The 24381-nt window shown below is 71.2% G+C and carries 27 protein-coding genes; 16 read left to right on the top strand and 11 right to left on the bottom strand.

Features of this window, described 5'->3' with window-relative positions; all coding sequences use genetic code 11:
- Positions 1 to 125: 125 nt before the first annotated feature.
- Entirely contained in the window at positions 126 to 293 is a 168-nt protein-coding gene (locus ACIBH1_RS32255) for a DUF3117 domain-containing protein (protein ID WP_101788278.1), read from the top strand.
- A gap of 7 nt (positions 294 to 300) precedes the next feature.
- Positions 301 to 1710, top strand: coding sequence for a leucyl aminopeptidase (locus tag ACIBH1_RS32250; protein WP_397317743.1), 1410 nt, complete (start codon positions 301 to 303; stop codon positions 1708 to 1710).
- Positions 1711 to 1809: 99 nt separating this feature from the next.
- Here the strand turns inward: ACIBH1_RS32250 and ACIBH1_RS32245 are convergent, their stop codons facing one another.
- Positions 1810 to 2448: an O-methyltransferase gene (locus ACIBH1_RS32245; RefSeq protein WP_397317742.1), complete on the bottom strand. Its 639-nt coding sequence runs from the start codon at positions 2446 to 2448 to the stop codon at positions 1810 to 1812.
- 160 nt (positions 2449 to 2608) lie between these two features.
- Here ACIBH1_RS32245 and sigE point away from each other — a divergent pair, with 160 nt between their 5' ends.
- The 5 genes from sigE (at position 2609) to ACIBH1_RS32220 (ending at position 7742) form a co-directional block, all read left to right on the top strand.
- Positions 2609 to 3223, top strand: a complete 615-nt coding sequence (gene sigE, locus ACIBH1_RS32240; protein WP_181614507.1) for an RNA polymerase sigma factor SigE — start codon at positions 2609 to 2611, stop codon at positions 3221 to 3223.
- Between the two features lies 1 nt (position 3224).
- Positions 3225 to 3701 carry an anti-sigma factor family protein gene (locus ACIBH1_RS32235; protein ID WP_397317741.1) on the top strand — a complete coding sequence of 159 codons (477 nt, stop codon included), beginning with the start codon at positions 3225 to 3227 and terminating at the stop codon, positions 3699 to 3701.
- Between the two features lie 122 nt (positions 3702 to 3823).
- A complete protein-coding gene (locus tag ACIBH1_RS32230) occupies positions 3824 to 5764 on the top strand; it encodes a S1C family serine protease (RefSeq protein ID WP_397317740.1) in 1941 nt (646 codons plus the stop codon).
- A gap of 54 nt (positions 5765 to 5818) precedes the next feature.
- Positions 5819 to 6181, top strand: a complete 363-nt coding sequence (locus tag ACIBH1_RS32225; protein ID WP_397317739.1) for a sec-independent translocase — start codon at positions 5819 to 5821, stop codon at positions 6179 to 6181.
- A gap of 205 nt (positions 6182 to 6386) precedes the next feature.
- The gene (locus tag ACIBH1_RS32220; protein WP_397317738.1) at positions 6387 to 7742 is read left to right on the top strand and encodes an esterase/lipase family protein; all 1356 of its coding nucleotides are present in this window, start codon (positions 6387 to 6389) and stop codon (positions 7740 to 7742) included.
- Positions 7743 to 7869: 127 nt separating this feature from the next.
- On the opposite strand, the gene ACIBH1_RS32215 is transcribed toward ACIBH1_RS32220, so the two are convergent.
- The gene (locus ACIBH1_RS32215; protein ID WP_397317737.1) at positions 7870 to 9009 is read right to left on the bottom strand and encodes an Mrp/NBP35 family ATP-binding protein; all 1140 of its coding nucleotides are present in this window, start codon (positions 9007 to 9009) and stop codon (positions 7870 to 7872) included.
- 66 nt (positions 9010 to 9075) lie between these two features.
- Between ACIBH1_RS32215 and ACIBH1_RS32210 the strand changes: the two genes are divergently transcribed.
- Positions 9076 to 9510 carry a MarR family winged helix-turn-helix transcriptional regulator gene (locus ACIBH1_RS32210; RefSeq protein ID WP_397317736.1) on the top strand — a complete coding sequence of 145 codons (435 nt, stop codon included), beginning with the start codon at positions 9076 to 9078 and terminating at the stop codon, positions 9508 to 9510.
- A gap of 50 nt (positions 9511 to 9560) precedes the next feature.
- Positions 9561 to 10511 (top strand): EamA family transporter, encoded by a 951-nt coding sequence (locus tag ACIBH1_RS32205; protein ID WP_397317735.1) that lies wholly within the window; start codon positions 9561 to 9563, stop codon positions 10509 to 10511.
- Here the strand turns inward: ACIBH1_RS32205 and ACIBH1_RS32200 are convergent.
- Entirely contained in the window at positions 10508 to 10864 is a 357-nt protein-coding gene (locus tag ACIBH1_RS32200) for a hypothetical protein (protein WP_397317734.1), read from the bottom strand. The two genes, ACIBH1_RS32205 and ACIBH1_RS32200, sit on opposite strands and share 4 nt — an antisense overlap.
- A gap of 11 nt (positions 10865 to 10875) precedes the next feature.
- Positions 10876 to 11523: a TetR/AcrR family transcriptional regulator gene (locus tag ACIBH1_RS32195; protein ID WP_397317732.1), complete on the bottom strand. Its 648-nt coding sequence runs from the start codon at positions 11521 to 11523 to the stop codon at positions 10876 to 10878.
- 83 nt (positions 11524 to 11606) lie between these two features.
- Here ACIBH1_RS32195 and ACIBH1_RS32190 point away from each other — a divergent pair, with 83 nt between their 5' ends.
- Positions 11607 to 12401, top strand: coding sequence for an alpha/beta fold hydrolase (locus ACIBH1_RS32190; protein ID WP_397317730.1), 795 nt, complete (start codon positions 11607 to 11609; stop codon positions 12399 to 12401).
- Positions 12402 to 12403: 2 nt separating this feature from the next.
- Here ACIBH1_RS32190 and ACIBH1_RS32185 read toward each other — a convergent pair whose 3' ends face one another.
- Positions 12404 to 12967, bottom strand: coding sequence for a TIGR03086 family metal-binding protein (locus ACIBH1_RS32185; protein WP_397317729.1), 564 nt, complete (start codon positions 12965 to 12967; stop codon positions 12404 to 12406).
- A gap of 49 nt (positions 12968 to 13016) precedes the next feature.
- Here ACIBH1_RS32185 and ACIBH1_RS32180 point away from each other — a divergent pair, with 49 nt between their 5' ends.
- Together ACIBH1_RS32180 and ACIBH1_RS32175 are read left to right on the top strand one after the other, a co-directional pair.
- Entirely contained in the window at positions 13017 to 13763 is a 747-nt protein-coding gene (locus ACIBH1_RS32180) for a DUF6597 domain-containing transcriptional factor (protein ID WP_397317728.1), read from the top strand.
- Between the two features lie 2 nt (positions 13764 to 13765).
- Positions 13766 to 14179 carry a PPOX class F420-dependent oxidoreductase gene (locus ACIBH1_RS32175; protein WP_397317727.1) on the top strand — a complete coding sequence of 138 codons (414 nt, stop codon included), beginning with the start codon at positions 13766 to 13768 and terminating at the stop codon, positions 14177 to 14179.
- On the opposite strand, the gene ACIBH1_RS32170 is transcribed toward ACIBH1_RS32175, so the two are convergent.
- Positions 14176 to 15252 (bottom strand): epoxide hydrolase family protein, encoded by a 1077-nt coding sequence (locus tag ACIBH1_RS32170; RefSeq protein WP_397317726.1) that lies wholly within the window; start codon positions 15250 to 15252, stop codon positions 14176 to 14178. The genes ACIBH1_RS32175 and ACIBH1_RS32170 overlap by 4 nt on opposite strands.
- A 9-nt stretch (positions 15253 to 15261) precedes the next feature.
- Complete coding sequence (locus tag ACIBH1_RS32165; protein ID WP_397317725.1) at positions 15262 to 15744, bottom strand: GNAT family N-acetyltransferase; 483 nt, start codon at positions 15742 to 15744, stop codon at positions 15262 to 15264.
- A gap of 18 nt (positions 15745 to 15762) precedes the next feature.
- On the opposite strand from ACIBH1_RS32165, the gene uppS reads away from it, so the two are divergent.
- Positions 15763 to 16503: a polyprenyl diphosphate synthase gene (gene uppS / locus ACIBH1_RS32160; RefSeq protein WP_397317724.1), complete on the top strand. Its 741-nt coding sequence runs from the start codon at positions 15763 to 15765 to the stop codon at positions 16501 to 16503.
- Positions 16504 to 16521: 18 nt separating this feature from the next.
- Here the strand turns inward: uppS and ACIBH1_RS32155 are convergent, their stop codons facing one another.
- Entirely contained in the window at positions 16522 to 17115 is a 594-nt protein-coding gene (locus ACIBH1_RS32155) for a biotin transporter BioY (protein WP_397317723.1), read from the bottom strand.
- Between the two features lie 131 nt (positions 17116 to 17246).
- On the opposite strand from ACIBH1_RS32155, the gene ACIBH1_RS32150 reads away from it, so the two are divergent.
- Entirely contained in the window at positions 17247 to 18179 is a 933-nt protein-coding gene (locus ACIBH1_RS32150; protein WP_397317722.1) for an HpcH/HpaI aldolase/citrate lyase family protein, read from the top strand.
- Here the strand turns inward: ACIBH1_RS32150 and ACIBH1_RS32145 are convergent.
- Together ACIBH1_RS32145 and ACIBH1_RS32140 are read right to left on the bottom strand one after the other, a co-directional pair.
- On the bottom strand, positions 18169 to 18720 hold the full coding sequence (locus ACIBH1_RS32145; RefSeq protein WP_397317721.1) for a DUF6529 family protein: 552 nt from the start codon (positions 18718 to 18720) through the stop codon (positions 18169 to 18171). The two genes, ACIBH1_RS32150 and ACIBH1_RS32145, sit on opposite strands and share 11 nt — an antisense overlap.
- Positions 18717 to 19400 (bottom strand): hypothetical protein, encoded by a 684-nt coding sequence (locus tag ACIBH1_RS32140; RefSeq protein ID WP_397317720.1) that lies wholly within the window; start codon positions 19398 to 19400, stop codon positions 18717 to 18719. Before ACIBH1_RS32140 ends, ACIBH1_RS32145 begins: the two co-directional genes overlap by 4 nt.
- Before the next feature lie 97 nt (positions 19401 to 19497).
- Here ACIBH1_RS32140 and ACIBH1_RS32135 point away from each other — a divergent pair, with 97 nt between their 5' ends.
- Together ACIBH1_RS32135 and ACIBH1_RS32130 are read left to right on the top strand one after the other, a co-directional pair.
- On the top strand, positions 19498 to 20496 hold the full coding sequence (locus tag ACIBH1_RS32135) for a lysostaphin resistance A-like protein (protein WP_397317719.1): 999 nt from the start codon (positions 19498 to 19500) through the stop codon (positions 20494 to 20496).
- A gap of 175 nt (positions 20497 to 20671) precedes the next feature.
- Positions 20672 to 23938 carry a hypothetical protein gene (locus ACIBH1_RS32130; protein ID WP_397317718.1) on the top strand — a complete coding sequence of 1089 codons (3267 nt, stop codon included), beginning with the start codon at positions 20672 to 20674 and terminating at the stop codon, positions 23936 to 23938.
- On the opposite strand, the gene ACIBH1_RS32125 is transcribed toward ACIBH1_RS32130, so the two are convergent.
- A complete protein-coding gene (locus ACIBH1_RS32125; RefSeq protein WP_397317717.1) occupies positions 23901 to 24320 on the bottom strand; it encodes an NUDIX hydrolase in 420 nt (139 codons plus the stop codon). The two genes, ACIBH1_RS32130 and ACIBH1_RS32125, sit on opposite strands and share 38 nt — an antisense overlap.
- Between the last annotated feature and the right edge of the window lie 61 nt (positions 24321 to 24381).

The following is a 24381-nucleotide window of genomic DNA, read 5'->3' as shown; positions in this document are numbered from 1 at the left end:
CGTTACCCATCACGGCTCCTGATGCGGGAGAATAGGACATCACAGAAGACGTGAATGCGTCGGGCACCGTGAGTCAAGCCGGTACGGCCGGTCGCGGTGAACCCACTGCAGGAAGGGATGCGCGCATGGCGGCGATGAAGCCGCGGACCGGCGATGGTCCGCTCGAGGTCACCAAGGAAGGGCGCGGCATTGTCATGCGCGTTCCGCTGGAAGGTGGCGGCCGGCTCGTCGTGGAGATCTCGGCCGACGAAGCCAAGGCGCTGGGTGAGGCGCTGAAGAGCGTGGTCGGCTAGTCGCACGATGCCTATTGAGACCAGCCTGTCCGTGGCCGCCGAGCCACCCGCCGACGTCGACCTGTTCGCGGTGCCGTACACCGGTGACCTCGACGTCCCCGACCTGCCGCTACCGGCCGCCGAGCTCTTCGCTCACTACGAGGCCAAGGGCGAGGCGGGCGAGGTGATCGAAGTTCCCGTCGCGCGCGGGTCCGGCGTCGGCCGCATCCTGCTGTACGGCGTGGGCGACGGCTCGCCCAGGGAGTTGCGCAAGGCGGCCGCGACACTGGTCAGGAGGGTGAAGGGCCGCAAGGCGCTGACCGTGGTGCTTCCGGACGGCGGGGATCTGTCCGTGTTCGCCGAGGCGGCACTGCTGGCGGCCTACTCCTTCCGCATCGGGGCGCCGGGCAAGACCCCGGTGCGCGCGCTGACCTTCGTGCACGACGGCGACGAGGCCGCGATCCGCCGGGGCGAGACCATCGCCCGTGCGGTCGGGCTGGCCCGTGACCTGTCCAACACCCCGGCCTCCGTCAAGACTCCCGCGTGGCTGGCCGAGCAGGCCGTCGCCCAGACGGGACTGCAGGCCAGGGTGTGGGACGAAGAGGCGCTCGCGGCCGACGGATTCGGCGGCATCTCCGCGGTGGGCATGGGGTCCGCCAACCCGCCGCGGCTCATCCAGCTGTCCTACGCGCCCGAGGGCGCCGGCAAGCACGTGGTGCTGGTGGGCAAGGGCATCACCTTCGACTCGGGCGGCTTGTCCATCAAGCCGAACGACAACATGAAGTTCCAGAAGACCGACATGGCCGGTGGCGCGGTCGTCATCGCCGTGATGAGCATCCTGGCCGAGCTCGGCGTGCGGGTCCGGGTGACCGGCCTCATCGCCTCGGCCGAGAACATGCCGTCCGGCAGCGCCCAGCGGCCCAGCGACGTCATCACCATCCACGGCGGCAAGACGGTCGAGGTGCTCAACACCGACGCCGAGGGCCGCCTGGTCATGGCCGACGCGCTGGCCTACGCCGACGCGACGCTCGACCCCGACGTGATGATCGACATCGCGACCCTGACCGGTGCGGTCCGCGTGGCGCTCGGCGCGGGGGTCGGCGGGCTCTACGCCTCCGACGACCCGCTGGCCAAGGAGCTGGCCGAGAGCGGCGAGCACACCGGCGACCGGTTGTGGCGCATGCCGCTGGTCGACGACTACGCGCCCGCGCTGAAGTCGGCCATCGCCGACCTGGCCAACGTCGAGAGCGGCTCCACCTACGGTGCGGGCTCGATCACGGCGGCGCTGTTCCTGCGCGAGTTCACCGGCGGGCGGCCGTGGGCGCACCTCGACATCGCCGGCGTCGGCCGCAGCTCGGTCGACGAGGGCACGCTGTCGAAGGGGGCGACGGGGTTCGGCGTCAGGGTGCTGGTCGACTGGCTGTCGGGCCAGGCCTGACGACGGCTTTCGAAAGCGGTCGCCCGATCCGGGCGGCCGCTTCTTCGTCTCACCCGCCGGAGCGCCCCGGGCCTCCTGGGCCCCGCCGTGCCGTGCGCGTCAGTCGCTGATCTTGACCGCGGTGAGCAGCCCGTCGCCCACCGGCAGCATCACCGCGCGCAGCCGATCGTCGGCCTGCACCAGCTTGCCCAGCTCCCGCACCGCCACCGTCTCGGGGTCGCGCTGCGTGGGGTCCGCCACCCGGTCGTGCCACAGCGCGTTGTCGAAGGCCACGATCCCGCCGACCCGCAGCAGCCGTACGGCTTCCGCCAGATAGTCGGCGTACTCCTGCTTGGCCGCGTCGGCGAACACCAGGTCGTACCCGCCGTCGGACAGGCGAGGCAGCACGTCGAGCGCCCGCCCGGTGATCAGCCGGATGCGGCTGCCGGAGAAGCCCGCCTCGGCGAAGGCCTGCTTGGCCAGCCGCTGATGCTCAAGTTCCAGGTCGACGCTGGTCAGCGTGCCGTCAGGGCGCATGCCGCGCAGCAGCCACAGCCCCGACACCCCGCATCCGGTGCCGATCTCCACCACGGAACGCGCGCTGATGGCCGTGGCGAGGACACACAGTGCCGCGCCGCCGCCGGGAAGGATGGGCACCGCGCCCATCTCCTGACCGCGTTGCCGGGCGGCGCGCAGGATCTCATCCTCACGAGAGAACTGCTCCGCGTAGGCCAGGCTCGCTTCTACCGGACTGGTCATGGGCCTCCTCCCTCCTATTAGTGCCATTAATCACTGATCGCAGCCTAGGGGAGACACGCCATGACGGGAACTCAAGTGCCACCCAACGCGTTGCAGGTTTAAACGGGCTTTGCCGGTCCACAACGGCGGCATTTCGCACGAAGGGACAAAACCAGGCACTATGGCGGTAGCGACGGTGGTCCCAGAGAGAGGAGTACTGGTGGACGCGAGCGACCACCAGGTGTCTGAGTGGACTCCTCCGACCTGGGAGGAAGTAGTGCGTACGCACTCGTCCCGGGTGTACCGATTGGCGTACCGGCTGACCGGCAACGTCCACGACGCGGAGGACCTCACACAGGAGGTTTTCGTCCGTGTCTTCAGATCCCTGTCAAGCTACACGCCCGGCACCTTCGAGGGCTGGCTGCACAGGATCACCACGAACCTGTTCCTCGACATGGCCAGGCGCAAGCAGCGCATCCGCTTCGAGGGGCTGGCCGACGACGCCGCGGAGCGTCTTCGCGGGCGTGAGCCGTCACCGGCCCAGGCGCTCGACGACGCGCACCTCGAGCCCGACATCCAGGCGGCCCTTGACGGCCTGGCTCCGGAGTTCCGGGCCGCGGTCGTGCTGTGTGACATCGAGGGGCTGTCGTACGAGGAGATCGCGGCCACGCTCGGCGTGAAGCTGGGAACGGTTCGAAGCAGGATCCACCGTGGCAGGGCACAACTGCGGGAGGCGCTGGATCACCGTGCCCCCCGCCACCTTCCCCCGCTCGGCACTCGCGGGGAGGAAGTCTGATATGTCGCATCTTGGAGAGAATGTATCCGCACTGGTCGACGGCGAGCTCAGTCACATGGAACGTGAGCGCGCACTGGCCCACCTGACCTTCTGCGCCGATTGCCGCCAGGAGGTGGAGTCGATGCGGGCGCTGAAGTCGCGCCTGCGTTCGCTCGAGGGGCCCGCGATGCCGGCCGACCTGACCATGTCGCTGCTGCTGATGGGCGAGCCCGGCGGTCCGCTTCCGCCGAGGGAGCGCCCTTTCCCGAAGACCTTCGGTGGGGTGCCGCTGCCTGGCCCGCGCAGCATCGCCCCCTTGGACAACCGCCCCAGCAGGGGCTCCGGGGCCTCTTCAGGCCCTGGGCGTAAGCGGCGCTCCACCTACGTGGCCGTCGGCGTGGTCTCCGCCGCCGTCGCGCTCGGCACGCTCTTCGTCACCACGGCGAACCAGACCTCGGGTCCGCCTCCTGCGCAGGTGCACAAGACGAGCGTGCCGTAGGGCATCCCTTGGCTTAGTCAACGGCGTCAGGGGCATACGATCGTGATTCGGTGCTTTACACATCTCGTATGCCCCGCCCGCCAGGATGACGAGTGGCCGAGCAAGGAGTAGTGAGGAACTAGATGACCGACGAGACGCGCCCTGATTCCGGACGCATGCCGTCGGACTCCACCGAGGTGCCCGAACGACCCGAGTTCCGCCCCGCCGGCGAGACCACGTCGCCTTCCGGCGGCAACGGCTGGGGCGACCCTTCCGGGCGTCCGCGCGACACGATCGTGTTCGGCGGGCCCACGGGATCGGGCGCCGACGCACCTCCTCCCTCCGGCCCCGCCTTCGACGCGCCGCCCCCCTCAGGGCCCGCCTTCGACGCCCCCGCGCCCGGCGCCTCCTCAGCGCCGCCCCCGGGGCCTTCCCCGACGCCCGCGCCTGGCTCCTCGATGCCCGCGCCTGGCTCCCCGGCGCCCGCGCCTGGCTTCTCGGCGCCCGCGCCCGGCTCCTCGGTGCCTTCCTCGATGCCCTCGTTCAGCCCGCCCTCCGGCCCGTCGTTCAGCCCGCCCTCGGGCCCGCCGCCCCACGGCGGATACGGCGGCCAGAACGGCAACACCGGCCAGCACACCGTCTCCGGCCAGCACACCTCCGGCCCGTACGCCCCGCAGGGCAGCGGCCAGCACAGCTCCCAGAGCACCGGCGACACCGGCCAGTACGCCACCGTGAGCGGTAACACCGGCACACACCCGCAGTTCGGCTCCCCAGCGGGCAACACCGGCCAGTTCGGCTCCCCGGCGGGCAACACCGGCCCGTACGGCACGCAGGGCGGGTCCGGCTCAGGAGGGGGCAACGTTCCCCCGCCTCCCCCCGGGCGCCCGCTCGGCATGGGCGCCGGATGGGCGCCGCCGCCCGGCGCCGCCTCCACGGCCGGCCCTTCGCGCGGCCCCGGCGTGGGCGTGCTCGTCGCGATCGGCGTCGTCATCGCCATGGTCTCCGCGCTGGCCGCCAGCGCCGGCACCTACCTGATGACCCGCGACGGCTCCGACACCAACCCCAACTACAGCCTGGGCCCGGTCCCGACCGGCAGCACCAACCGGCCGCCCGACTCGGTGGCGGGCGTGGCGGCCAGGGTCCTGCCCAGCGTGGTCTCGCTCGAGGTCGGCAACGGCAACCGCACCGAGGGTGCGAGCGGCTCCGGCTTCCTGATCAAGGGCGGCTACGTAGTGACCAACCACCACGTGGTCGCGATGGCCGTCAAGGGCGGCGAGATCAACATCATCTTCAACAACCGCAAGGAGTCGCCCGGCCGCATCGTCGGCACCGACCCCGGCTCCGACCTCGCGGTCATCAAGCCCGACAACACCTTCGGCACCCCCGAGATCGCGCTGGGCAACTCCGACGACGTCGTCGTCGGCGACCCGGTGCTCGCGGTGGGCACCCCGCTGGGCCTGACGGGCACGGTCACCACCGGCATCGTCAGCTCCAAGAACCGCCCCGTGGTGGCCGGTTCCGAGAGCGCCCGGACGGCGGAGGACGTCGCCTACATCAGCGCCATCCAGACCGATGCCGCCATCAACCCGGGCAACTCCGGCGGCCCGCTGGTCAACGCCAACGGCGAGGTCGTCGGCGTCAACTCCGCGATCGCCACGCTGAGCCGCGTCTCCAACAGCGAGCAGGGCAACATCGGCCTGGGCTTCGCCATCACCAGCAACCAGACCAGGCGGGTGGCGGAAGACCTCATCAAGTACGGCAAGGCGCGCAAGCCGCTCATCGGCATCGTCATCGACCCCGGCCACACGGGGGAGGGCGTGCGCATCGCCTCCGACCCGGCGCAGGGCCGCCAGCCGGTCACCAAGGACGGCCCCGCCGCCAAGGCCGGGCTGAAGGGCGGCGACGTCATCCTGGAGGTCGACGGCCTGCGCCTGGAGAACGACGAGGAACTCATCGCGCTGGTCAGGTCAAAGGCTCCCGGATCGAAGCTCAACGTCAAGTACGTGCGCGACGGGCAGGAGAAGACCGCGACGCTCACGGTCGAGGCCGATGCGGAACCGGTCGCCACGCCGACTCCCTCCTAACCTGCCTTAGTCTGGAGTGGCCGGAATCGTCCCCGGCGTGGTGAGGAGTTCACGGTGTTCGGACTTGGCTGGCTGGAGATCACAGCGCTGATAGTCATCGCGTTGCTGGTCTTCGGCCCGGAAAAGTTGCCGCAGGCCGCGGCGCAGGCGGGTCGCACGCTGCGCAACCTGCGGCGCATGGCCAACAACGCCCGTGACGACCTGCGGGCGGGGCTGGGGCCGGAGTTCGCCGACTTCGATCCGACGGATCTGAATCCGAAGAACTTCGTCCGCAAGCACCTGCTCGACGACGTCGAGGACAGCTGGAACGGCAACCCCGCCACGGCGACCGACCCCCTCCCGGAGCCTGCGCTGGGCGCGGCCGAGTCGCAGCTCGGCTATGGCGAGATCCCGCCCTACGACAGCGAGGCCACCTGAGCCTCCAGCGGGTCGGCCGGCGGCTGCGGCTCCCGGGCGGCGATGAGGCGCCCCCGATGGTGTTCCCGGCTCGGCCGTGTAGGTGATCAGCGCCTGGTCGGGAGCTGTCTAATGCGGCCGTCCGTGGTGTGCCGACTGGTCGGCGGCTGACAACATGGCGGCCGGCCACATTGTCGGCGCCGCGCCCGTGACGTGAGCTGGGGCGGTGAAGACGAACGTGTTACCGGGCCGAGTCCTCGCCGCCCTGCTGCTCGCCGCCGGCCTGGCCGCCGCCCCCCTCCCGGCCTCCGCCACCGTGACCGCTTCTGCCTCCGCGACTGCCTCCGTGACCACCTCCGTGACCACGTCCGCGACCACCTCCGCGACCACCTCCGCGACCACCTCCGCGACCACCTCCGCGACCGCCTCCGTCACCCTGGAGGCCACCTACACCACGGGCCTGGAGAACGGCTGGGCGCTGGTGGAGCGATACCGAGACACCTCCACCGGCTTCCAGGCCGAGACCTATCCTCCCGACGGCCGGGGCGACCACACCGGCCAGGGCCGGCGCCTGTTCGGCGACGTGGCCCGGCCGCATTCCTCCCGCTTCCTGCTCTACCACGCGCCCGGCTGGCAGAGTGGGGCCAAGGCGACGCCCGTGTTGCTGGTACACGGCGCGAACCAGACCGCCGACCTGGCGTGGGCCAACCCCAACGCCCGCGGGGCCTATGGCTGCGGGCAGTCCTCCTGTCCGACGACCGGCCTCATGCAGCACCTCGACGCCGCCGGGTACAAGGTCTTCGCCATCGGCTTCCCGCACGTCACGGGCGACGGCCACTACTGGTCGGAGCAGATCGGCGACGCCGTCAAGCGGGTCAAGGCCAAGACCGGCGCCGCCCAGGTCGACGTGATCGGCTGGTCGAAGGGGGCGTTCAACGCCAGGATGTACGTCTCGTCGCTGCGCCAGTCATGGGGCACGGCCTACGCCGGCGACGTGCGCAAGCTCATCCTCATCGGAGGGCCGAACAAGGGTTTCGACTGGGGCTACCGCCACGGCTGGACGCACGACTTCGCGATCTTCCCCGAGTGCGGCGGCTCGCTGAACGCCCCCGCGCCGCACTCCGCGATGATCTGCTACGGCCTGTGGCGCAACCATCCCGAGCTGAGCTACGAGGGCAACGCCTATCCGGGCTCCGACGACATGCTCTACCGCTGGGACGGCGTCTACCCGCTGCCCACCACCGAGCAGGACTGGTACACCACCTACTACGGCGGCACCGGCTTCTACACCCAGGGCAACGGCATCCAGTGGGCCATCGACCGCGGCTCGCTCGTGCAGCCGCTCATCGACGCGGGCACCCCGGCGGCGGTGGCGGTCTACCAGCTGTGCGGCAACGCGGCGGACATGGCGCTGATGCACAACGAGCACGCGGGACCTTCCGATGGCGCGGTCTTCGTGGCCAGCTGCACGGCGGCCGACGGCATCGCCAACCGGGCCGCGAGCGTCACGCTGGGGCTCAACCACCTCAAGCTGGGCTGGGCCTCGAACGCCAGGAGCCAGATCGCGACGTGGCTGGGGTGATGGAGCGAAGGGACCCCTGAGACGCGCCGCCGCTGCGGCCCTGGGACGTTCTCCGGGCTGCGGCAGGGCCACAGCGCCGGTGGGGTGACCGGGTGGATCCCTGGCGGGACCTGCCCGGTCACCGGGGTCAGCGGCGGGAGGGCGCCAGGCCCAGCTGCATGCCCTTGATGCTGCTGGAACGCTTGGAGAGCGCGGCAGCGATCTTGTTCAGCTCGGCGGCTCCGGGCGAGTCGGGGTCGGTGATGACCAGGGGCTTGCCCTCGTCGCCGCCCTCGCGCAGGCGCATGTCGATCGGTACCTGGCCGAGCAGCGGCACGCGCGCCCCGAGGATGCGGGTCAGGGCGTCGGCCACGGTCTGGCCGCCGCCCTCGCCGAAGACGTTGACCCGCTCGTCGCAGTGGGGGCAGGGCAGCCACGACATGTTCTCGATGACGCCGGCGATCTGCTGGTGGGTCTGGGCGGCGATGGAGCCCGCGCGCTCCGCGACCTCGGCGGCGGCCATCTGGGGCGTGGTGACGACCAGGATCTCGGCGCCCGGCAGGCGCTGCGCCACGGAGATGGCGATGTCGCCGGTGCCCGGGGGCAGGTCGAGGAGGAGGACGTCGAGGTCGCCCCAGTAGACGTCGGCGAGGAACTGGTGGAGTGCGCGGTCGAGCATCGGGCCGCGCCAGACCACGGGGCTGTTTCCCTCCGGCTTGAACATGCCGACCGAGATGACCTTGATGTCATGCGCGACCGGCGGCATGATCATGTCTTCGACCTTGGTGGGCCGCTCGGAGGCGCCCAGCATGCGGGGGATGCTGTGGCCGTAGATGTCGGCGTCGACGATGCCGACCTTGAGGCCCTGGGCGGTCATGGCGGCGGCCAGGTTGACCGTCACCGAGGACTTGCCGACGCCGCCCTTGCCGCTGGCGACCGCGAAGACGCGGGTGAGCGAGCCGGGCTGGTTGAAGGGGATCTCCTTCTCCGGCCCCTTGTCGCCGCGCAGCTTGGTCTGCAGGACCTTGCGCTGCTCCTGGCTCATCACGTCCATCGCCACGCGGACGCTCGTCGCGCCGTCGATCTTCATGACCGCGTTGGTGACATCACGGGTGATGGTGTCCTTCAGCGGACATCCTGACACCGTGAGGTAGATCCCTACGACGACCTCGCCGCTTGGGGAGATGTCGATGCTCTTGACCATGCCGAGGTCGGTGATGGGACGCCGGATCTCGGGGTCGTTCACGGTCGCGAGTGCGGCCGTGACCTGCTCTGGGGTAGGTGCCATGAAGAAGCTCCGCTGATATCGGTGGGCGCCGCAGTAGATGCACACGCAACGTTCTAAGGTTACTGCGTGCATCCCACCCCCGAGGAACTCGCCGTGTGGCGAATGCTCCACCGCGCTCAGGTGCAGATCGCGGGACGGCTCGAAGAAGACCTGATAACGGCCCACGACCTGCCGCTGGCCTCCTACGAGGTCCTGCTGAGGTTGTCGGAGGCGCCGGGGCTCCGGCTGCGCATGAACGATCTGGCCCACCGGGTGCTGCTGTCGCGCAGCGGGCTGACCCGGCTGGTGGACCGGCTGCAGCGCGAGGGGCTGGTCTCGCGCGAGGCCTGCGAGAGCGACGCGCGTGGCCTGTACGCGGTGCTGACGGCCGCGGGCGAGGCCCGGGTGGAGGAGGCCACGCCGGTCTACCTGCAGGGCATCCGGCGCCATTTTCTTGATCTGCTTGATCCTGACGATGTGGGCAGATGTAGGGAGATGCTCGCAAAATTGGGGGTGGTGTGACAGTATCAAACCTGCTTAATACTCCTTACCCCCCTATGGTGGTGTCACCCATGCGCTACGCGGGACTCGCGCTGGCTTTCGTCTCGTCCTGGTGTTTCGCCTTCTCCGGCCCCATGGCGAAATTTCTCAACGCGGCGGGACTGGCCCCCCTTGAGTCGGTCTGGCTGCGCATGAGCGGCGCGGGGCTGCTGATGTTCGCCCTGCTGGCCGTCTTCAAGCCCGCCGTGCTGCGCATCCCCCGCTCCAAGTGGGGCTTCTTCGCCGCCTACGCCCTGGTCGCGGTGGCGGGCGTGCAGACTCTCTACTTCGTGGCCATCACCCGCCTTCCCGTCGGCATCGCGTTGCTGCTGGAGTTCACCGCGCCGGTCATGGTCGTCTTCTGGGTGCGCTTCGTGCGCAAGGTACGGCTGCCGCGTATCGCCTTCGCCGGAGCGATCCTGGCCTTCGCCGGGCTCGGCGTGGTCGTGGAGTTCTGGGAGGGCATGCGGCTCGACGCCCTGGGCGTGGTGCTCGGACTGGCGGCCGGAGCCTGCTGCGCGGCCTACTTCCTGCTCAGTGACAGCATCGGTGACGGGGTCAGCCCCCTGGGCCTGGTGGCGTGGGGCATGCTCGGCGCGGCCGTCCTGCTCGTGCCGCTCGCCCAGCCGTGGAACATCCCGTGGGAGGCCTTCGGCGCCTCCGCGACGATCGGCGGCAACACGCTGCCCGTGGTCGGCGCCTACCTGTGGATGATCGTCGTGGCCACCGCCGTGGCCTACGTGCTGGGCGTCAACGCGGTGCGCAGGTTGTCGGCGGCCATCGGGGCGACCGTGGCCACGCTGGAGGTCATCTTCGGGGCGATCGTGGCCTGGCTGCTGCTCGGCGAAGATCTGGGGCCCTTCCAGATCGGGGGAGGGCTGGCCGTCCTGGCCGGGGCGTTGCTGGCGCAGCTGTCGACCGCGCGCTCCGCCGTACGGGAACCGGAGCGGGAGCCGAGCGTGACCGAGCCCGCGGCGGTCTAGGAACGCGGGCGCAGCTTGACGACGGTGGCCTCGCGGGCCCAGCGGTCGGCGAGGCCGGCGCCGTCGGGCGAGTTGAGGCGGTCCTTGGCCAGCGCGGCCACCGCCTCCGCCTCGGCGGCCTGGTCGACCACCTCGACGTCGGCCTCGAAGGCGACCAGCCGCGCGCCGTTGTCCTTGCTGCGCAGGATCACCTCGACGGTGTCGCGCGTCGTCAGTCCTGGCAGGCTCTGCTCGCCCTCGCCGGTGACCACGTAGACCGCGCCTTCGTGCCAGGTGTGCCAGGCCAGCCGCGGCTTGTCGAGCGCCAGCCACAACACGCCCGACTTCTTCGCGCCTTCCTCGATGACTGTCACGCCTCCGAGTCTTACAGGCCGCGCTCGATCATGTCGATCAGCAGTTCCGTGGCCTGCTCCGCCTGTTCGGGAGCCAGGCCGCGCAACGGCCCGTCGATCAGCAGGACCGCCAGCCCGTGCACGCTCGACCAGGCCAGGAACTCGGCGCCTGGACGGCGCCCTGCGGGCATCAGGCCGCACGCCACCAGGTCGTCGAGCGCGGCGCCGAGCAGTTGGAACGGCGTGAGCCCGCCCTCGCCCGCCGAGACGGGGAGCTCGGCCTCCACCATGTCGCCGGGGACGAAGAACGCTGCGCGGAACAGGCCGGGCTCGGTGCGGGCGAAGCGCAGGTATCCGGTGCCGACGGCGCGGAAGCGTGCCCGTGCCTCCTCGGCGGCGGAACGGCTCTCCTCTGGAGGATCGGCGGCGCAGCGGGCCAGGCGGCCGGCCTGCTCGGCCTCCATGGTGCGGGCCAGCTCCGCCATCGCGGCCAGCGAGACGGCGTGCACGAGGGCGTTGCGGTCGGCGAAGTGACGGTAGGCCGCGTTGGGCACCACCCCGGCCCGCCTGGTCGCCTCGCGCAGCACCACGGCGTCCGGCCCGCCCTCCCTGGCGAGCTCGATCCCCGCCTCCAGCAGGGCCTGCCGGAGGTTGCCGTGCCGATACGTCTCCCGCTTCACCGCAGGCCTCCCAGGTTGTGTACAGCGTCCACTTCTTGCTATCGTCGTAATGTGGACATCGTACACATCTACCGGAGGACTCCATGAGCGCCCTCGACGTTCCCGGCGCGACCCTCTACTACGAGGTGCGCGGCAGCGGCCCGGTCGTCGCCCTGGTGGCCTCGCCGATGGGCGCCGACGCCTTCCAGGCCGTCGCCGAGCAGCTCGCCGCCGACTACACGATCCTGACCATGGACCCCCGCGGCCACGGCCGCAGCTCCCTGGCCGACCCCACCCAGGACTCCACCCCCGAGCTGCGCGCCGACGACCTGTCGCGCCTGCTGAGCCACCTCGACGCCGGCCCCGCCGCGGTGTTCGGCTCCAGCGGCGGAGCGGTGACCGTGCTCGCCCTGGCCCAGGCCCACCCCGAGCAGGTCAACCTCGTGATCGCCCACGAGCCGCCCCTGCAACTGCTCGTCGACGACCGCGACAAGCTGGTCGCCCAGACCGAGGACATGATCGCCACCTTCTCCCGCGGTGACGTGCTCGGCGCCTGGTCGCAGTTCATGACCACGGCCAACATCCACCTGCCCGCCGAGGTGCTGGAGATGATGTTCGGCGGCGAACGCGGGCCGGTGCAGGAGGCCAGCGACCAGCGCTTCTTCCACCACGAGCTGCGCGGCACCACCCGCTGGCGTCCCGACTTCGACAAGCTCGGCCGGGTGCCCGTCGTGGCCGGCATCGGCGAGGACTCCACCGACCAGCTGTGCGACCGCACCACCAGGGCGCTGGCCCAGGCCCTGGGCATCGGCCCCACGTTCTTCCCCGGCGGGCACACCGGCTTCGCCGACGACCCGCAGACCTTCCTGCCCCGCCTCCGTCAGGTGCTCGAGAAGTAGCCCTACCGCGGATCGCGGCCGGTCAGCCCGAGCGCCTTCTCCAGCAACGACGCCGGCTCCGGCACCTCCACCTCGGGACCGTAGACCCCCATCTCGCGTCCCTGGAGCGCGGTCTTGGCCACCTCGTCGTGGACGAACTCGATCAGCTCGCCGTCCCACTCCGGCTCCTGACCCGTCGCGCGGGCCAGGTCCCAGCCGTGGATCACCAGCTCGCCCGCGGCCATGCCGCCGATGAGCGAGGCGGGCAGCTCCGTCGGTCCGCCCAGCGACGCCGTGCCCTCCCAGGCCTCCGGACGGCTCCACGCCTCCGCGAGCCGGACGGTCTGGGACTCCAGCGCCGCGGCCCAGTCGCCAGCGGCCAGATCGGCCTCGTCCTCGGGTACGGCAGGCAGTTCGGGAGCACGCTTGTACGCCGCGGCCACCAGCGAGGGCCCCCAGTAGAGCATGTGGTTGATCAGCTCGCGCACGTCGAACTCCGCGCAGGGAGTGGGTTTGGCCAGGTCCTCGGGGCGGAGGGCGCGGATGATCTGGATCATGGGCTGTGCTGCGCGGTTCATCAGGTGCATGCCGTACAGGAAAGCAAGGCACGCGGGGGCTGTCTTGTATAAACACGACATGGCCACTGACGCGCGGGGACTCGGGGGAGCGTGGCGCAGGTTCCAGCGGCACGACGAGCCGGGCGCGCCCTCCGCCGACCTGGCACCGTTCGTCGACAGGTACTGGGCGGTCACCTGGCACTACCGCGAGCCGTACCAGCAGCTGATCGTGCCCTACCCGAACGTGCACCTGACCTTCCGCGACGGCGGCGCCTGGATCCAGGGCGTGTGCAGGGGACACCAGGTCAGGGTCCTGGAAGGGCGCGGCGGGGTCTTCGGCGTGGCCTTCAGGCCCGGCGGCTTCCGCCCCTTCCTGGGCACGTCCGTCTCGACGATCACGGATCGTGTGGTCCCGGCCGCCGAGATCCTCCCCGGCGCGCTGCCGCACCCCGTGACGGCCGCGACCGTCGAGGAGTGGCTGCGGGCGCGACTGCCGGAACCCGACCCCAGGGCCGAGCGCGCGGCGGCCGTCGTGGCGCTGATCGCGGGCACGCCCGAGATCACCAGGGTCGACGTGCTGGCACGGCGCCTCGACACGGGCGTGCGCGAGGTGCAGCGGCTGTTCGCCGACTACGTGGGCATCGGGCCGAAGTGGGTGATCCGCAGATACCGGCTGCACGAGGTGACCGAGCGGCTGGCCAGGGGTATGGACCTCGACTGGGCCGGCGTCGCGGCCGAGCTCGGCTATGCCGACCAGGCGCATTTCACCCGCGACTTCAAGGACATGTTCGGCGAGCCGCCGACCGCCTACGCCGAAAGGTACTGACCGTGTCGTTCACCGAGGAAGAACTGGCCTACCTGCGTTCGCAGCCGCTGGCCAGGCTGGCGACCCTGTCTCCCGACGGCGAGCAGCCCGACGTGGTGCCCGTCGCCTACGAGTTCGACGGCGAGCACTTCTGGGTCGGCGGCTCGGGCCCGAGCGTGCTGGCCACCCGCAAGGTGCGCAACGTCCGGGCGGGACGGCACGCGGTCGCGCTCGTCATCGACGACATGGTCTCCTTCGACCCGTTCGTCGCGCGCGGCATCAGGATCTACGGCAGGGCGGAGCCGCCCGTCGAGCGGGTGGGCATGATGGGGCCCGGCTTCTACGTGCGCATCACGCCCACCCTCTCGTGGAGCTGGAACCTGGAGGGCGAGCCGGTGGGCGAGGAGTGGTACCCCGCCCACCGGGCCGAGCACTAGCCGAAGAACTTCTTGAGGTCGGCGACGATCAGGTCAGGGTGCTCCAGCGCCATGAAGGCGCCGCCGCGGTCGAACTCCGTCCAGGAGGCGACGTTGGCGTCACGTTCGGCGAACCGGCGGATGGTGACGTCGTTCGCCGACACCGCGAAGGCGGTGGGCACCTCGACCCGGTCCTTCGGTCCCCAGGCGCCGTGGTCGTGGGCGCTGTCGAAGTAGGACTGCGCGATCGACACCTGCGTGTTGGTGAACCAGGTCACCGTGACGTCGGTCAGGATGCGATCGGCGGAGATCGGATTCTCCGGTCCCGCCCAGGCCTTGAGCTTCTCGGCGATCCAGGCGAGCTGGCCGACCGGCGAATCGTGCATGCCCGCCGAGACGGTCTGCGGGCGGGTGGACATGATGAGGTTGAAGCCGAAGCCGTCCTGCATGAACGTCTGGATGGTGCCCAGCCGTCGCATGTCGTCGGCCCCCAGCCCGTCGAGGTCGTCGCCCGGGATCGCGACGTAGGCGTTGACGTGCAGGCCCTCGAGCCGCTCAGGGACCGTACGGCCCAGCTCCATGCAGAGATTGGCGCCGCCGCCCCCGCCGTGCGCGCCGTACCTGGTGTAGCCGAGCCTGTCCATGAGCTCCGCGAACAGCGCCGCGGTGCGCGGCACCGTCCAGCCGGTGCTGGCCAGCGGACTGGAGAAGCCGAAGCCCGGCATGGTCGGCGCGACGATGTGGTAGTCGCGTGACAGCGGGGTGAGCACGTCGAGCAGCCCGATGATTCCTCCGGGGTTGTCGTGCATCAGGAGAAGCGGCAGGGCGTGCTCCCGTTGAGCCCTGATGTGCCTGAAGTGCACGGTCTGACCCTGGATCTCGGTGGTGAACTGCGGCCACTGGTTGAGCTCGGCTTCCGCCTTGCGCCAGTCGTAGCCGTTCACCCAGTGGTCGGTCAGCTCCTCGAGGTGGCCGACAGGTACGCCTCGTTCCCATCCCGCGCCCGGGAGTTCGGGCATCCAGCGCGTACGACGAAGCCGCTCATGCAGGTCGTCGAGCGCTTGTTGCGGGATGTCGATGTGGAAGGGTGTCATGGTGGGACCCTACGCCCGCTCCTCGTTGATCGGCAGTGTCCGGAAGCGGACCATCGGCCCCAGGAGTCCCTCCACTGTCTCGAACGGCCGCATGCCCAGCCGCTCGACCACCCTGATGGAGGCGTGGTTGCCCTCGTCGACCTCGGCGAGCACCTCGGGCAGGCCGAGCGTGGTCAGCGCGTGGTCGACCACGGCCCGCGCGGCCTCGGTGGCGTAGCCCCTGCCCCAGGCCGCGGGCTCCAGGCTGTAGACGACCTCCAGGCCCAGGTCCTCCAGGGGGCGCAGCGCCACGGTGCCGGCCAGGGCCTCGCCGTCGTGGACCAGCCAGAGGTGCGGGGTCTCCTCGATCGCGCGGGCGACCTGCTCCGGGCTCAGGACCTCGCCGTCGAAGAGGAACGCCCGCACCTGCGGGCTCGTCCAGTGCGCGAGCAGCGTCGCGTGGTCGTCCCGGGTGACCGGGCGCAGGGTCAGGCGTTTGGTCCGCAGGAGCATGTGCACCAGAGTATGGGCATGATTCGCGCCCTCTATCTCCGGACATTGCGTGACAAGGTCGGGCGTGGCCCGCTGCCCGCGCACGTCGGTCTCATCATGGACGGCAACCGTCGCTGGGCGCGGCAGATGGGCTTCGACAACCCCAGCCTGGGCCACGAGCACGGGGTCGCCCACATCGAGACCGTGCTCGGCTGGTGCGCCAGGCTCGGGATCCGCCAGGTCACGATCTACGTCGCCTCGGAGGACAACGTGCGCAAGCGCGAGTCGTTCCAGGTGAGGTACTACATGGAGCTCATCGAGCGGATCATCGCCGGCACGCTCGTGGAGTCGGCGCCCCTGTGGCGCATCCACGTCGCGGGGCGGCTCGACACCCTGCCCGACTCCACGGCGCACGCCCTGAAGCTCGCCCAGGACGCCACCGCCGGCCGGGACCACGTTCTCACCGTCGCCATCGGCTACGACGGGCGCCAGGAGGTCGTCGACGCCGTGCGCTCCCTGCTGCTGTCGCGCGCGGGCGACTCCCTGGCGGACGTGGCCGAGTCGCTGAGCGCCGAGTCGCTCGACCCCTACCTGTACACGGCCGGGCGCGACGACCCCGACCTCATCATCAGGACCAGCGGTGAGCAGCGGATGTCGGGCTTCCTGCTGTGGCAGGCGGCCCACTCGGAGCTGCACTTCTGCGACGTCTACTGGCCGGGCTTCCGCGAGATCGACTTCCTCCGGGCGCTGCGGGCCCACGCGCAGCGCCGGGCGGGGTGACCGCCCGGCGCCGGCGGGTCAGCGCTTGGGGCCGGCGAGCTTCCAGGCCAGCGGCAGCAGCCCGGCGGCGAGGGCGATCTTGAGCCCGTCGCCCACCAGGAACTTGCCCGCGCCCTCCCAGAGGGCGGTGCCGAGGCCGAGGTCGAGGGTGGCCATGAGGACCGGGATGCCGAACGCGTAGATGACGACGTTCCCCACGACCATGGTGCCGACGGTCCGCAGCACCGTGCGGTCACCGCCGCGCTCGGCCAGCTTGCCGACGATCGCGGCGGCCACGATGAAGCCGAGGATGTAGCCGAACGACGGCAGCAGCCCGCCCGTCGTCGCGCTGATCACGCCGGAGGTCCCGTCGGCGAACCACGGAACGCCCGCCGCGCCCGCCAGCGCGTAGAGCGCGAGGCTGAGGGCCGCGCGGTTCATCCCGAGCGCCGCACCGACCAGCAGCACGGCGAAGGTCTGACCGGACCAGGGAACCGGCCAGCCGAAGGAGACCTGGGCTGCCAGGCCGGTCAGCGCGGCGCCTCCGACGACCAGGGCGGCGTCGCGGACCCGGGCGCCGGGAATCAGGTCGGACAGGACGGCGGGGCGGTGTGCCGCGGGGACGGAAGCCATCGAAACTCCTCTTTTGTATGCGGTTGACCTTATTGTTGCCGCCCCGCGCATCCGAACTCCTAGGTGGGGTGCTCCAAGAACCAGGACAGGGGTTTGTACGGGTGCGATAGAAGGGCGCTAGCGTGAGCCGCATGCGCTCTCGACGTTCGGTGCTCGCGGTCCCCGGCAGCAACCCCCGTTTCCTGGAGAAGGCCCAGAGTCTCGACGTGGACGAGGTCTTCCTCGACCTGGAGGACTCCGTCGCCCCGCTGGCCAAGGCGCAGGCACGCGGCAACGTCGTCAAGGCCCTGCTCGAAGGCGACTGGACCGGCAAGACGCGCGTCGTGCGCGTCAACGCGCTGGAGACGCAGTGGACCTACCGCGACGTGATCGAAGTCGTCGAGGGCGCGGGCGAGCGGCTCGACTGCGTGATGCTGCCGAAGGTGCAGGACGCCACCGAGGTCGTCTGGCTCGACACACTGCTCACCCAGATCGAGAAGACGATGGGCTTCGAGGTCGGCCGCATCGGCATCGAGGCGCAGATCGAGAACGCCCGCGGCCTGGTCAACGTCGACGCCATCGCCGGGAGCTCCAGGCGGCTCGAGACGCTCGTGTTCGGCCCCGCCGACTTCATGGCCTCCATCAACATGCGCACGCTCGTCGTGGGCGAGCAGCCGCCCGGCTACCCGGAGGGCGACGCCTACCACTACATCCTGATGCGGCTGCTCATGGCCGCCAGGATGCACGACCTGCAGGTCATCGACGGCCCCTACCTGCAGATCAAGGACGTCGAGGGCTTCACCAAGGTCGCCAGGCGGGCCGCGGCGCTGGGCTACGACGGCAAGTGGGTGCTGCACCCCTCGCAGGTCGAGGCGTGCAACGAGGTCTTCTCGCCCTCGCAGGAAGACTACGACCACGCCGAGCTGATCCTCGAGGCGTACGAGCACTACACCACCGTGGAGCAGCGCGGCGCGGTCATGCTGGGCGACGAGATGATCGACGAGGCCTCCCGCAAGATGGCCCTGGTCGTGGCGGCCAAGGGGCGGGCGGCCGGGCTCAGCCGTACCACCTCGTTCAGAAGCTGACGCCGATCGTGGTGAAGAACCAGAACGACGAGGTCAGCCAGAGCCCCACCAGCGCGGTGAACGCCAGCGAGCCGAGCACCGGCAGGCTCCAGCCGGGCAGGCCCTTGCGCGGCAGGGCCAGCATCTTCGCCGTGAAGATCCCGTAGAAGAAGCAGCCGAGCAGCGAGTGGATGAGCACCCTGGGCACGTCGTACTGGAAGCCCAGGGCGTACAGGCAGTGGAAGGCGACCGGGATGGTCAGGACGAACGCCAGCCGTCCCGACCACCGGTGCACACCCGCCGGGATGCGGATGCCGAGCTTGCCCCACATCGACAGCGCCGAGACGATCTGGACGAACGCCAGGACGAAGGCGCCCGTGGTGAGCCACGACTTCATCGCCAACGGGCCGGAGAAGCCGGCCGGGCCGACGGCGAAACCCGTGGGCGTGTGGAGCCTGCCGTACACCCCGAGCGCCACCATGACGAGCCCGCCCACCAGGAGCGGGACCAGCAGGCCGGCGGCGCCGTGCCGCTGCTGCCGTGACTGGGCTACCGCGGTCATTGCATCTCCTCGATGAATCCGTCGACGTCCTTGGGCTCCAGCTGCTCGCCGTCGATGGTCACGGGCCGACCGGGCGTGAGCTGCGGGGTCTCGACCTGCTGATCGCCCACGAAGGCGGTGCCGACCTGGACGAACCCGTCGCCGTTGGGATTGCGCAGGTAGATCCAGCCGGCCTTGATGCGGGCGCCGCGCACGATGGCGCTGGCCCGGTACAGGCCCGAGGGCTTCTTGGCGGTGGGGGCGGTGAAGTCCCACTTCTTGCCGCCGAGCGCGACCTCGCCGACGGCCTTGCCGCCGCCGAGCGTGGCCGACAGCGTGGCGCCGCCGAAGCCCTCCAAGGAGACCTGGCCCTCGGCGACCTTGCCGACGAACCAGGCCTCGGTCTTGCCGTCGCAGAAGTATCCGATGGCCTTGGCGTCACGGACGGAGACCGCGATCAGGGCGCGGGTGCCCTCCACACGCCCTGCGTAGTCGGCACGGACGGCCCTGGCCGGCTTGGAGGCCTCGGGCTTGCTGGACGGGGTGGCCACGGACGTGGCCTCGGCGGTGGCGCCGGGTTCGGCGACGTTCGCCGCGGTGGCGGGTGACTCCGCCGACTGAGCGGTGACGCTGGCCACGCCCAGCCCGGCGGCGAGGACAGCACCTGCCGCGAGGGTGAGGAACGGCCCCAGCTTGGACATGACGTACTCCCAGGGTTGGACTGCTTGCCCTAGAGAATCCACGCGTTCGCGCGGCCTGTCTGTGAAGAAATGCGCGCCCGATGGCCACAATGGAGTAATGCACGACAACCCGCCGCCCCCGTACGGCCCGCCGCAGCCGTACACCCCGCAGGCGCCCCAGCCCTGGTTCCTGCCGTCACCGCCGGGCGCGCGTTACGACCACCTGGCCAGGAACGCCGCCAACGCCTGGTGGCGCCCGCTCGTGGGCACCATCGTGCTGGGCGTCGCCTTCTTCGGGGTGGGCCTGGCCGTGCTGCTGATCGGCATGTTCCTGGCCGTCGTGCTGGGGATCGAAGTCCTCCAGAACGACCCCCGGCTGTTCGGCGACCCGGTGTACGCCCTGGTCTTCCTGCTGCTGTCGATCGCGGCCGTGCTGCCCGTCGTGTACGGCACGACGGCGCTGATCCAGCGGCGGCGCCCCGGCACGCTGTCGTCGGTGGCGGGGCGGCTGCGCTGGTCGTGGCTCTGGCAGTGCGTGCTGGTCGCGGCCGTGGCTCTGGCGCTGGGCCAGGCGGCCCTGGTGGCGGCCTACGCCATCGCGGGCGAGGACGTCTCCGGGCTGTTCGGCTGGGCGGGCTGGGAGCGGTTCCTGCCGGCGCTGGTCGTGATCCTGCTGCTGGTGCCCTTCCAGGCGGCCACGGAGGAGTACCTGTTCCGCGGGTGGCTCCTGCAGGCCTTCGGCGCCTACTTCCGCAATCCCGTGTTCGGCATCCTGCTGGGCTCGCTGGCCTTCATGTCGCTGCACGGCTACACGGGGGCGGGCATGGTCGACGTGTTCAGCTTCGGGGTGGTGATGGGGCTGCTGGCCGTGCGCACCGGCGGGCTGGAGGCGGCCATCGCGATGCACGTGGTCAACAACGTCTTCGCCTTCGGGCTGTCGGCGGCGGCGGGTGAGCTGGAGAAGGCGATGCAGCAGGGGGCGGTGCCGTGGCCCTCGCTGGCGGGGACCGTGGTGCAGCTCGGCGTGTTCGCGGCGGGGGTGCTGTTCTTGGCTCGTAAACGGGCAATCAGTCAGCTTTCGCCGCAAATCACCAGAGAGTTTGGCGAATCTCGCTAGAGAGGTCTCGCGCTTACGGCTGGGGCATGCTGGTCTGGATGTTGCGACACATCGGGGATTCCGGGTGATCATCTCAGCGGGACGGGGTAGAAGTAGTCCCGTGGCATTACCGGAATTTCCGGCGATGGCCGCATAGGAGTGGAACGGTCCGGAAATCGACGAGGAGGTGCGGCGCGTGGCCTCCGGCCCCAGCGATCCGCCACAGCGACGCCCGGACGAACCGCGCCCGGGCGACGACCCTCAGGGCGAGGCACCAGCCCCCACGGCCGACGCCGGCCAAGACCCCGGCGAGGCCGCCTCGCGCGGGCCCCGCCGCCGTGGCGAGCCGTACGTCATGCCCGCCGACCGCGCCCGTGCCGAGCCGCCCCCGGAGCCCGGCCAGACGCCTCCGGGACGCGGCCAGGGCGGGTCCTCGACGGGGCGCGGCCAAAGTGACGCTGCAACGGGGCGGGGCGCGGGTGAGCAGGCCTCGCCCCGGGAGCCGCGCATCGAGCACACGCCGCCGGGACCGACCGACGACCGTGCGCGCGGGTTACCGCTGGGCTCCTCCCCGTGGGGCCGGCCGCCCTTCTCCTCGCCCACGCCCGAGGACGAGCCGCCCGACGTGCGCAGAGGACGCCACCCGTACGGCTCGCCGACCGCCGATCCCGAGGCCGAGCCGCGCCGGCGGGCACGCAGGCTGGTCTCGCGTCCCGACAAGCTGGTGGCCAGCGGCGAGCCGCGGCCGCAGCAGACGGCCGAGGAGATCGACCGCAGCCGCACCACCCAGCCCTACCCCCGGCCCGACGGCCCGCGCTGGCCGCCGCCCCCTCCGAGGCAGGAGCCGGAACCCGGCCCCGATCCCGGCTGGACCCCCGCCGAGCGCGAGACGGACAGCGATCCGGAGTCAGGCGACGACCACGGGCGCGACCGCGACCGCGAGCCCGATCCGGGCCGCGACCACGGCCGTGAGCACGGGCACGAGCCCGAGCCGGGCCGTGACCACGGCCGTGACCACGGCCGTGACCACGGCCGCGAGCATGAGCCCGAGCCGATCCCCGTGCAGCAGGAGATCCCCGCGCAGCCCGAGCGGGTGCCCGACGAGCAGGAGCCCGTGCGGCGGGTCGGGCGGCCGCCCGGCGGGCGGCCGACGCGGCCCGACTTGCTCGTCGCCACCGGCCCGCCCAGGCCCAACGGCGGCAGGCACCATCGGGGCACCGCGCCCGCCGCGGCCCGCAGGTCGAGTCCGGTGCGCAGGCGCCGCTCGATCGTTCCGGTCCTCATCCTGGTCGCCATCGCCCTCACCATCACCGGCGGGATCCTCGGATACCGCCAGCTCACCGGCCCTCCCGGCCAGGGCCTGAGCCTGGCCACGGGCCAGATCCACTCGGGTGACACGTGGTTCAAGCTCTCCTCGGCGGTCGGCGGCTCCAACCAGAAGCTGAACGCCATGACGACCGTCGGCAAGACCGTGGTCGCCGTGGGCAGCGACACCACCAACCCCACCCCACGCCCCCTGTTCCTCTTCTCGGCCGACCACGGCAGGAGCTGGCAGCTGGGCAAGGTCACCGACTCGCCCACCGCCACGGTGCTGCGCGTGGTCGGCGCCGACGGCGCCTGGCTGGCCAGTGGCGGCGACGCGGGCCAGCTGGGCCTGTGGACGAGCACCGATGGTTTCACCTGGGAGAGCGTGCAGCCCGCCGGTTTCAGGCGCGGTGACGTGATCCACGACATCGCCCGCACCCGTGAGGGGTTCGTCGCGGTCGGCGGGGCGCCGTCCGACAACGGATTCGGCGCGGCGGTGTGGTCGTCGCCGGACGGCCACACCTGGGAGCGCGGCGACACCCGGGGCCTGGAGGTCGGCGAGCTGAAGGCCGTCCAGGCCAGGGGAGACGCGGTGGTCGCGCTGGGCAAGCCGTCAGGGGACGACGGCATGCGCGCCATCAGTTCGCCCGACGGCGGCCTGACGTGGCGGGCGACGGAGTTCAAGCTGGGCGTCGCGGAGGCGCGTCCTGGCACGCTGGCGGTCGTGGCGAAGCAGTTCGTGCTGGTGCCGATCGAGTATCGCTCGCCGGAGGGGCGGGTGCAGGTCTACTGCTCGTCGAGTGGGGCCGAGTGGGCGCAGTGCGGCGAGATCGGCGGCCTGGGCGGCCAGCGGAACGGCGTCGACCTGCTGATCTCGCACGACGGCGGGGTGGCGGCGGTCAGCAAGGTGGGCTTCAACGGCTACACCGTGCTGGTCAGCGACGACGCCAAGAGCTGGCGCAAGCGCGTGACGCTGGACCAGCTGACGGACGCCACGCTGCGCGCGTTCGCGATCACCGACACCGGCGTGCTGTTCGCGGGCGGAGACCAGGCGGCCTCCGACATCGACAACCGGCCGGTGTTGCTGACGGCGACGCAGAGCGGCGAGATCTCCCAGGTGGATCTGGGCGGCATCGACGGCCTGACCAGGGCGGCACGTGAGGTGAGCAGGGTCGGGGCGGGCGAAGGCCGCTTCGTGGCCGTGGGCTCGGTCTCGGGTGACGCGGGCATCTGGACCAGTTCCGACGGCGAGGTGTGGCGGGCTGCCAGCCTGGGCGGTCCGCGCCAGCAGGCGCTGCTGGACGTCGCGCACGGGCGCAAGGGCTGGCTGGCGGTCGGCTCCAACTCGCTCGACACGATCACCAGCGAGCCTCTCGTGGTCTCGTCGCAGGACGCCCTCACGTGGAAGAAGGCGGCGGCGCCCTCCCGGGGCGAGAGTTCGGTGTCGCTGCACGCCGTCGCCGCGGGCGAGAACGGCTACGTGATGGCCGGGCAGGAGCAGAACGCCCCCGGCGCCGCGGCGGCGCTGTGGTTCACCGCCGACGGCCGGACTTACGCCAAGGCGCGCCCGCTTCCCCAGGCGGGCGCGGGGGTGCGCATCCACGACCTGGCCGCCGCGGGCGAGAAGTACTTCGCCGTGGGCGGGGCGGGCGAGGGCGACTCCGAGAGCGGCGTGTTCTGGTGGTCGCAGGACGGCGCCAACTGGAAGGCCAGGCCGCGGGTCATGCCCGCGGGGGCCACCAGCGCGGGGCTGAGGCAGGTGGCGGTGCTCGGCGAGCGGGTCGTGGTGACGGGTACGGCCCAGCACAACGGCACCACGCGGGCCTTCGCCGTCACCTCGGAGGACGACGGCAAGACCTGGGGCGAGTACACCTGGCTGCCCGCCGAGCACCCGGCGACGGTGCACGACCTGGCCGCCGAGAAGCAGGGAGTGGTCGCCGTGGGCACACACGACGGCGACGGCGCCGCCTGGACCTCGGAGGACGGCCGGACCTGGCATCGCAGCGAGCTCGACGCCGACCAACTGGCGGGGGAGGGCAGGCAGTGGCTGGCCGCGGTGAGCCTGGCCGGCACCCAGGTCGTCGGGCTGGGCCGCTCGACCACCTACAACGCCGACCATCTCATCCTGTGGAACTCGACCCTGTCCGCGGAGCGCTGACGATCTCCCAGCCGATGAGCGTCTCCAGCAGTCCTTCCGAGAGCGGGAGCCGTACGAGCTCGTCCAGCGGGCACCAGCGCGCGTCGGCGGCGTCGTCGCCGGCGCGCAGCACCCCGCCGGTGACGGTGGCGCGGTAGTCGCGGATCTCGTACACGACGCCGCCGGGCCCTGGGCGGTCCACGGTGCCCACGAGCGGTCCCGCCTGGACCTCCAGGCCGGTCTCCTCGCGCAGTTCGCGACGCAGGGCCTCGTCGTCGTTCTCGCCCGGCTCGACCCGGCCGCCGGGCAACGACCACAGGCCCTGTCCCGGGGGACGGCCCCGTCTGACCAGCAGGAGGAGATCGTCGCGGATCACGATGGCTCCGACACAATTTACGCGCACATTGCGGTTATATAACGGCGTGGCCTTGACGGATCGGTGCCGGACGACGCACCGTGAGTAG

This window comes from Nonomuraea sp. NPDC050663, assembly GCF_044456985.1.
Taxonomy (GTDB): domain Bacteria; phylum Actinomycetota; class Actinomycetes; order Streptosporangiales; family Streptosporangiaceae; genus Nonomuraea.
The sequence above is the reverse complement of the archived record's forward strand: the minus strand, read 5'-3'. Positions and strand labels throughout refer to the sequence as shown.

What these genes read in the sequence shown, in the direction of transcription:
- ACIBH1_RS32255 (WP_101788278.1), top strand. Translation starts at nt 126, where the DNA reads ATGGCGGCGATGAAGCCGCGGACCGGCGATGGTCCGCTCGAGGTCACC.
- ACIBH1_RS32250 (WP_397317743.1), top strand. Translation starts at nt 301, where the DNA reads ATGCCTATTGAGACCAGCCTGTCCGTGGCCGCCGAGCCACCCGCCGAC.
- ACIBH1_RS32245 (WP_397317742.1), bottom strand. Translation starts at nt 2,448, where the DNA reads ATGACCAGTCCGGTAGAAGCGAGCCTGGCCTACGCGGAGCAGTTCTCT.
- sigE (WP_181614507.1), top strand. Translation starts at nt 2,609, where the DNA reads ATGGCGGTAGCGACGGTGGTCCCAGAGAGAGGAGTACTGGTGGACGCG.
- ACIBH1_RS32235 (WP_397317741.1), top strand. Translation starts at nt 3,225, where the DNA reads ATGTCGCATCTTGGAGAGAATGTATCCGCACTGGTCGACGGCGAGCTC.
- ACIBH1_RS32230 (WP_397317740.1), top strand. Translation starts at nt 3,824, where the DNA reads ATGACCGACGAGACGCGCCCTGATTCCGGACGCATGCCGTCGGACTCC.
- ACIBH1_RS32215 (WP_397317737.1), bottom strand. Translation starts at nt 9,009, where the DNA reads ATGGCACCTACCCCAGAGCAGGTCACGGCCGCACTCGCGACCGTGAAC.
- ACIBH1_RS32205 (WP_397317735.1), top strand. Translation starts at nt 9,561, where the DNA reads ATGCGCTACGCGGGACTCGCGCTGGCTTTCGTCTCGTCCTGGTGTTTC.
- ACIBH1_RS32190 (WP_397317730.1), top strand. Translation starts at nt 11,607, where the DNA reads ATGAGCGCCCTCGACGTTCCCGGCGCGACCCTCTACTACGAGGTGCGC.
- ACIBH1_RS32185 (WP_397317729.1), bottom strand. Translation starts at nt 12,967, where the DNA reads ATGCACCTGATGAACCGCGCAGCACAGCCCATGATCCAGATCATCCGC.
- ACIBH1_RS32180 (WP_397317728.1), top strand. Translation starts at nt 13,017, where the DNA reads ATGGCCACTGACGCGCGGGGACTCGGGGGAGCGTGGCGCAGGTTCCAG.
- ACIBH1_RS32170 (WP_397317726.1), bottom strand. Translation starts at nt 15,252, where the DNA reads ATGACACCCTTCCACATCGACATCCCGCAACAAGCGCTCGACGACCTG.
- ACIBH1_RS32165 (WP_397317725.1), bottom strand. Translation starts at nt 15,744, where the DNA reads ATGCTCCTGCGGACCAAACGCCTGACCCTGCGCCCGGTCACCCGGGAC.
- uppS (WP_397317724.1), top strand. Translation starts at nt 15,763, where the DNA reads ATGATTCGCGCCCTCTATCTCCGGACATTGCGTGACAAGGTCGGGCGT.
- ACIBH1_RS32155 (WP_397317723.1), bottom strand. Translation starts at nt 17,115, where the DNA reads ATGGCTTCCGTCCCCGCGGCACACCGCCCCGCCGTCCTGTCCGACCTG.
- ACIBH1_RS32150 (WP_397317722.1), top strand. Translation starts at nt 17,247, where the DNA reads ATGCGCTCTCGACGTTCGGTGCTCGCGGTCCCCGGCAGCAACCCCCGT.
- ACIBH1_RS32145 (WP_397317721.1), bottom strand. Translation starts at nt 18,720, where the DNA reads ATGACCGCGGTAGCCCAGTCACGGCAGCAGCGGCACGGCGCCGCCGGC.
- ACIBH1_RS32140 (WP_397317720.1), bottom strand. Translation starts at nt 19,400, where the DNA reads ATGTCCAAGCTGGGGCCGTTCCTCACCCTCGCGGCAGGTGCTGTCCTC.
- ACIBH1_RS32135 (WP_397317719.1), top strand. Translation starts at nt 19,498, where the DNA reads ATGCACGACAACCCGCCGCCCCCGTACGGCCCGCCGCAGCCGTACACC.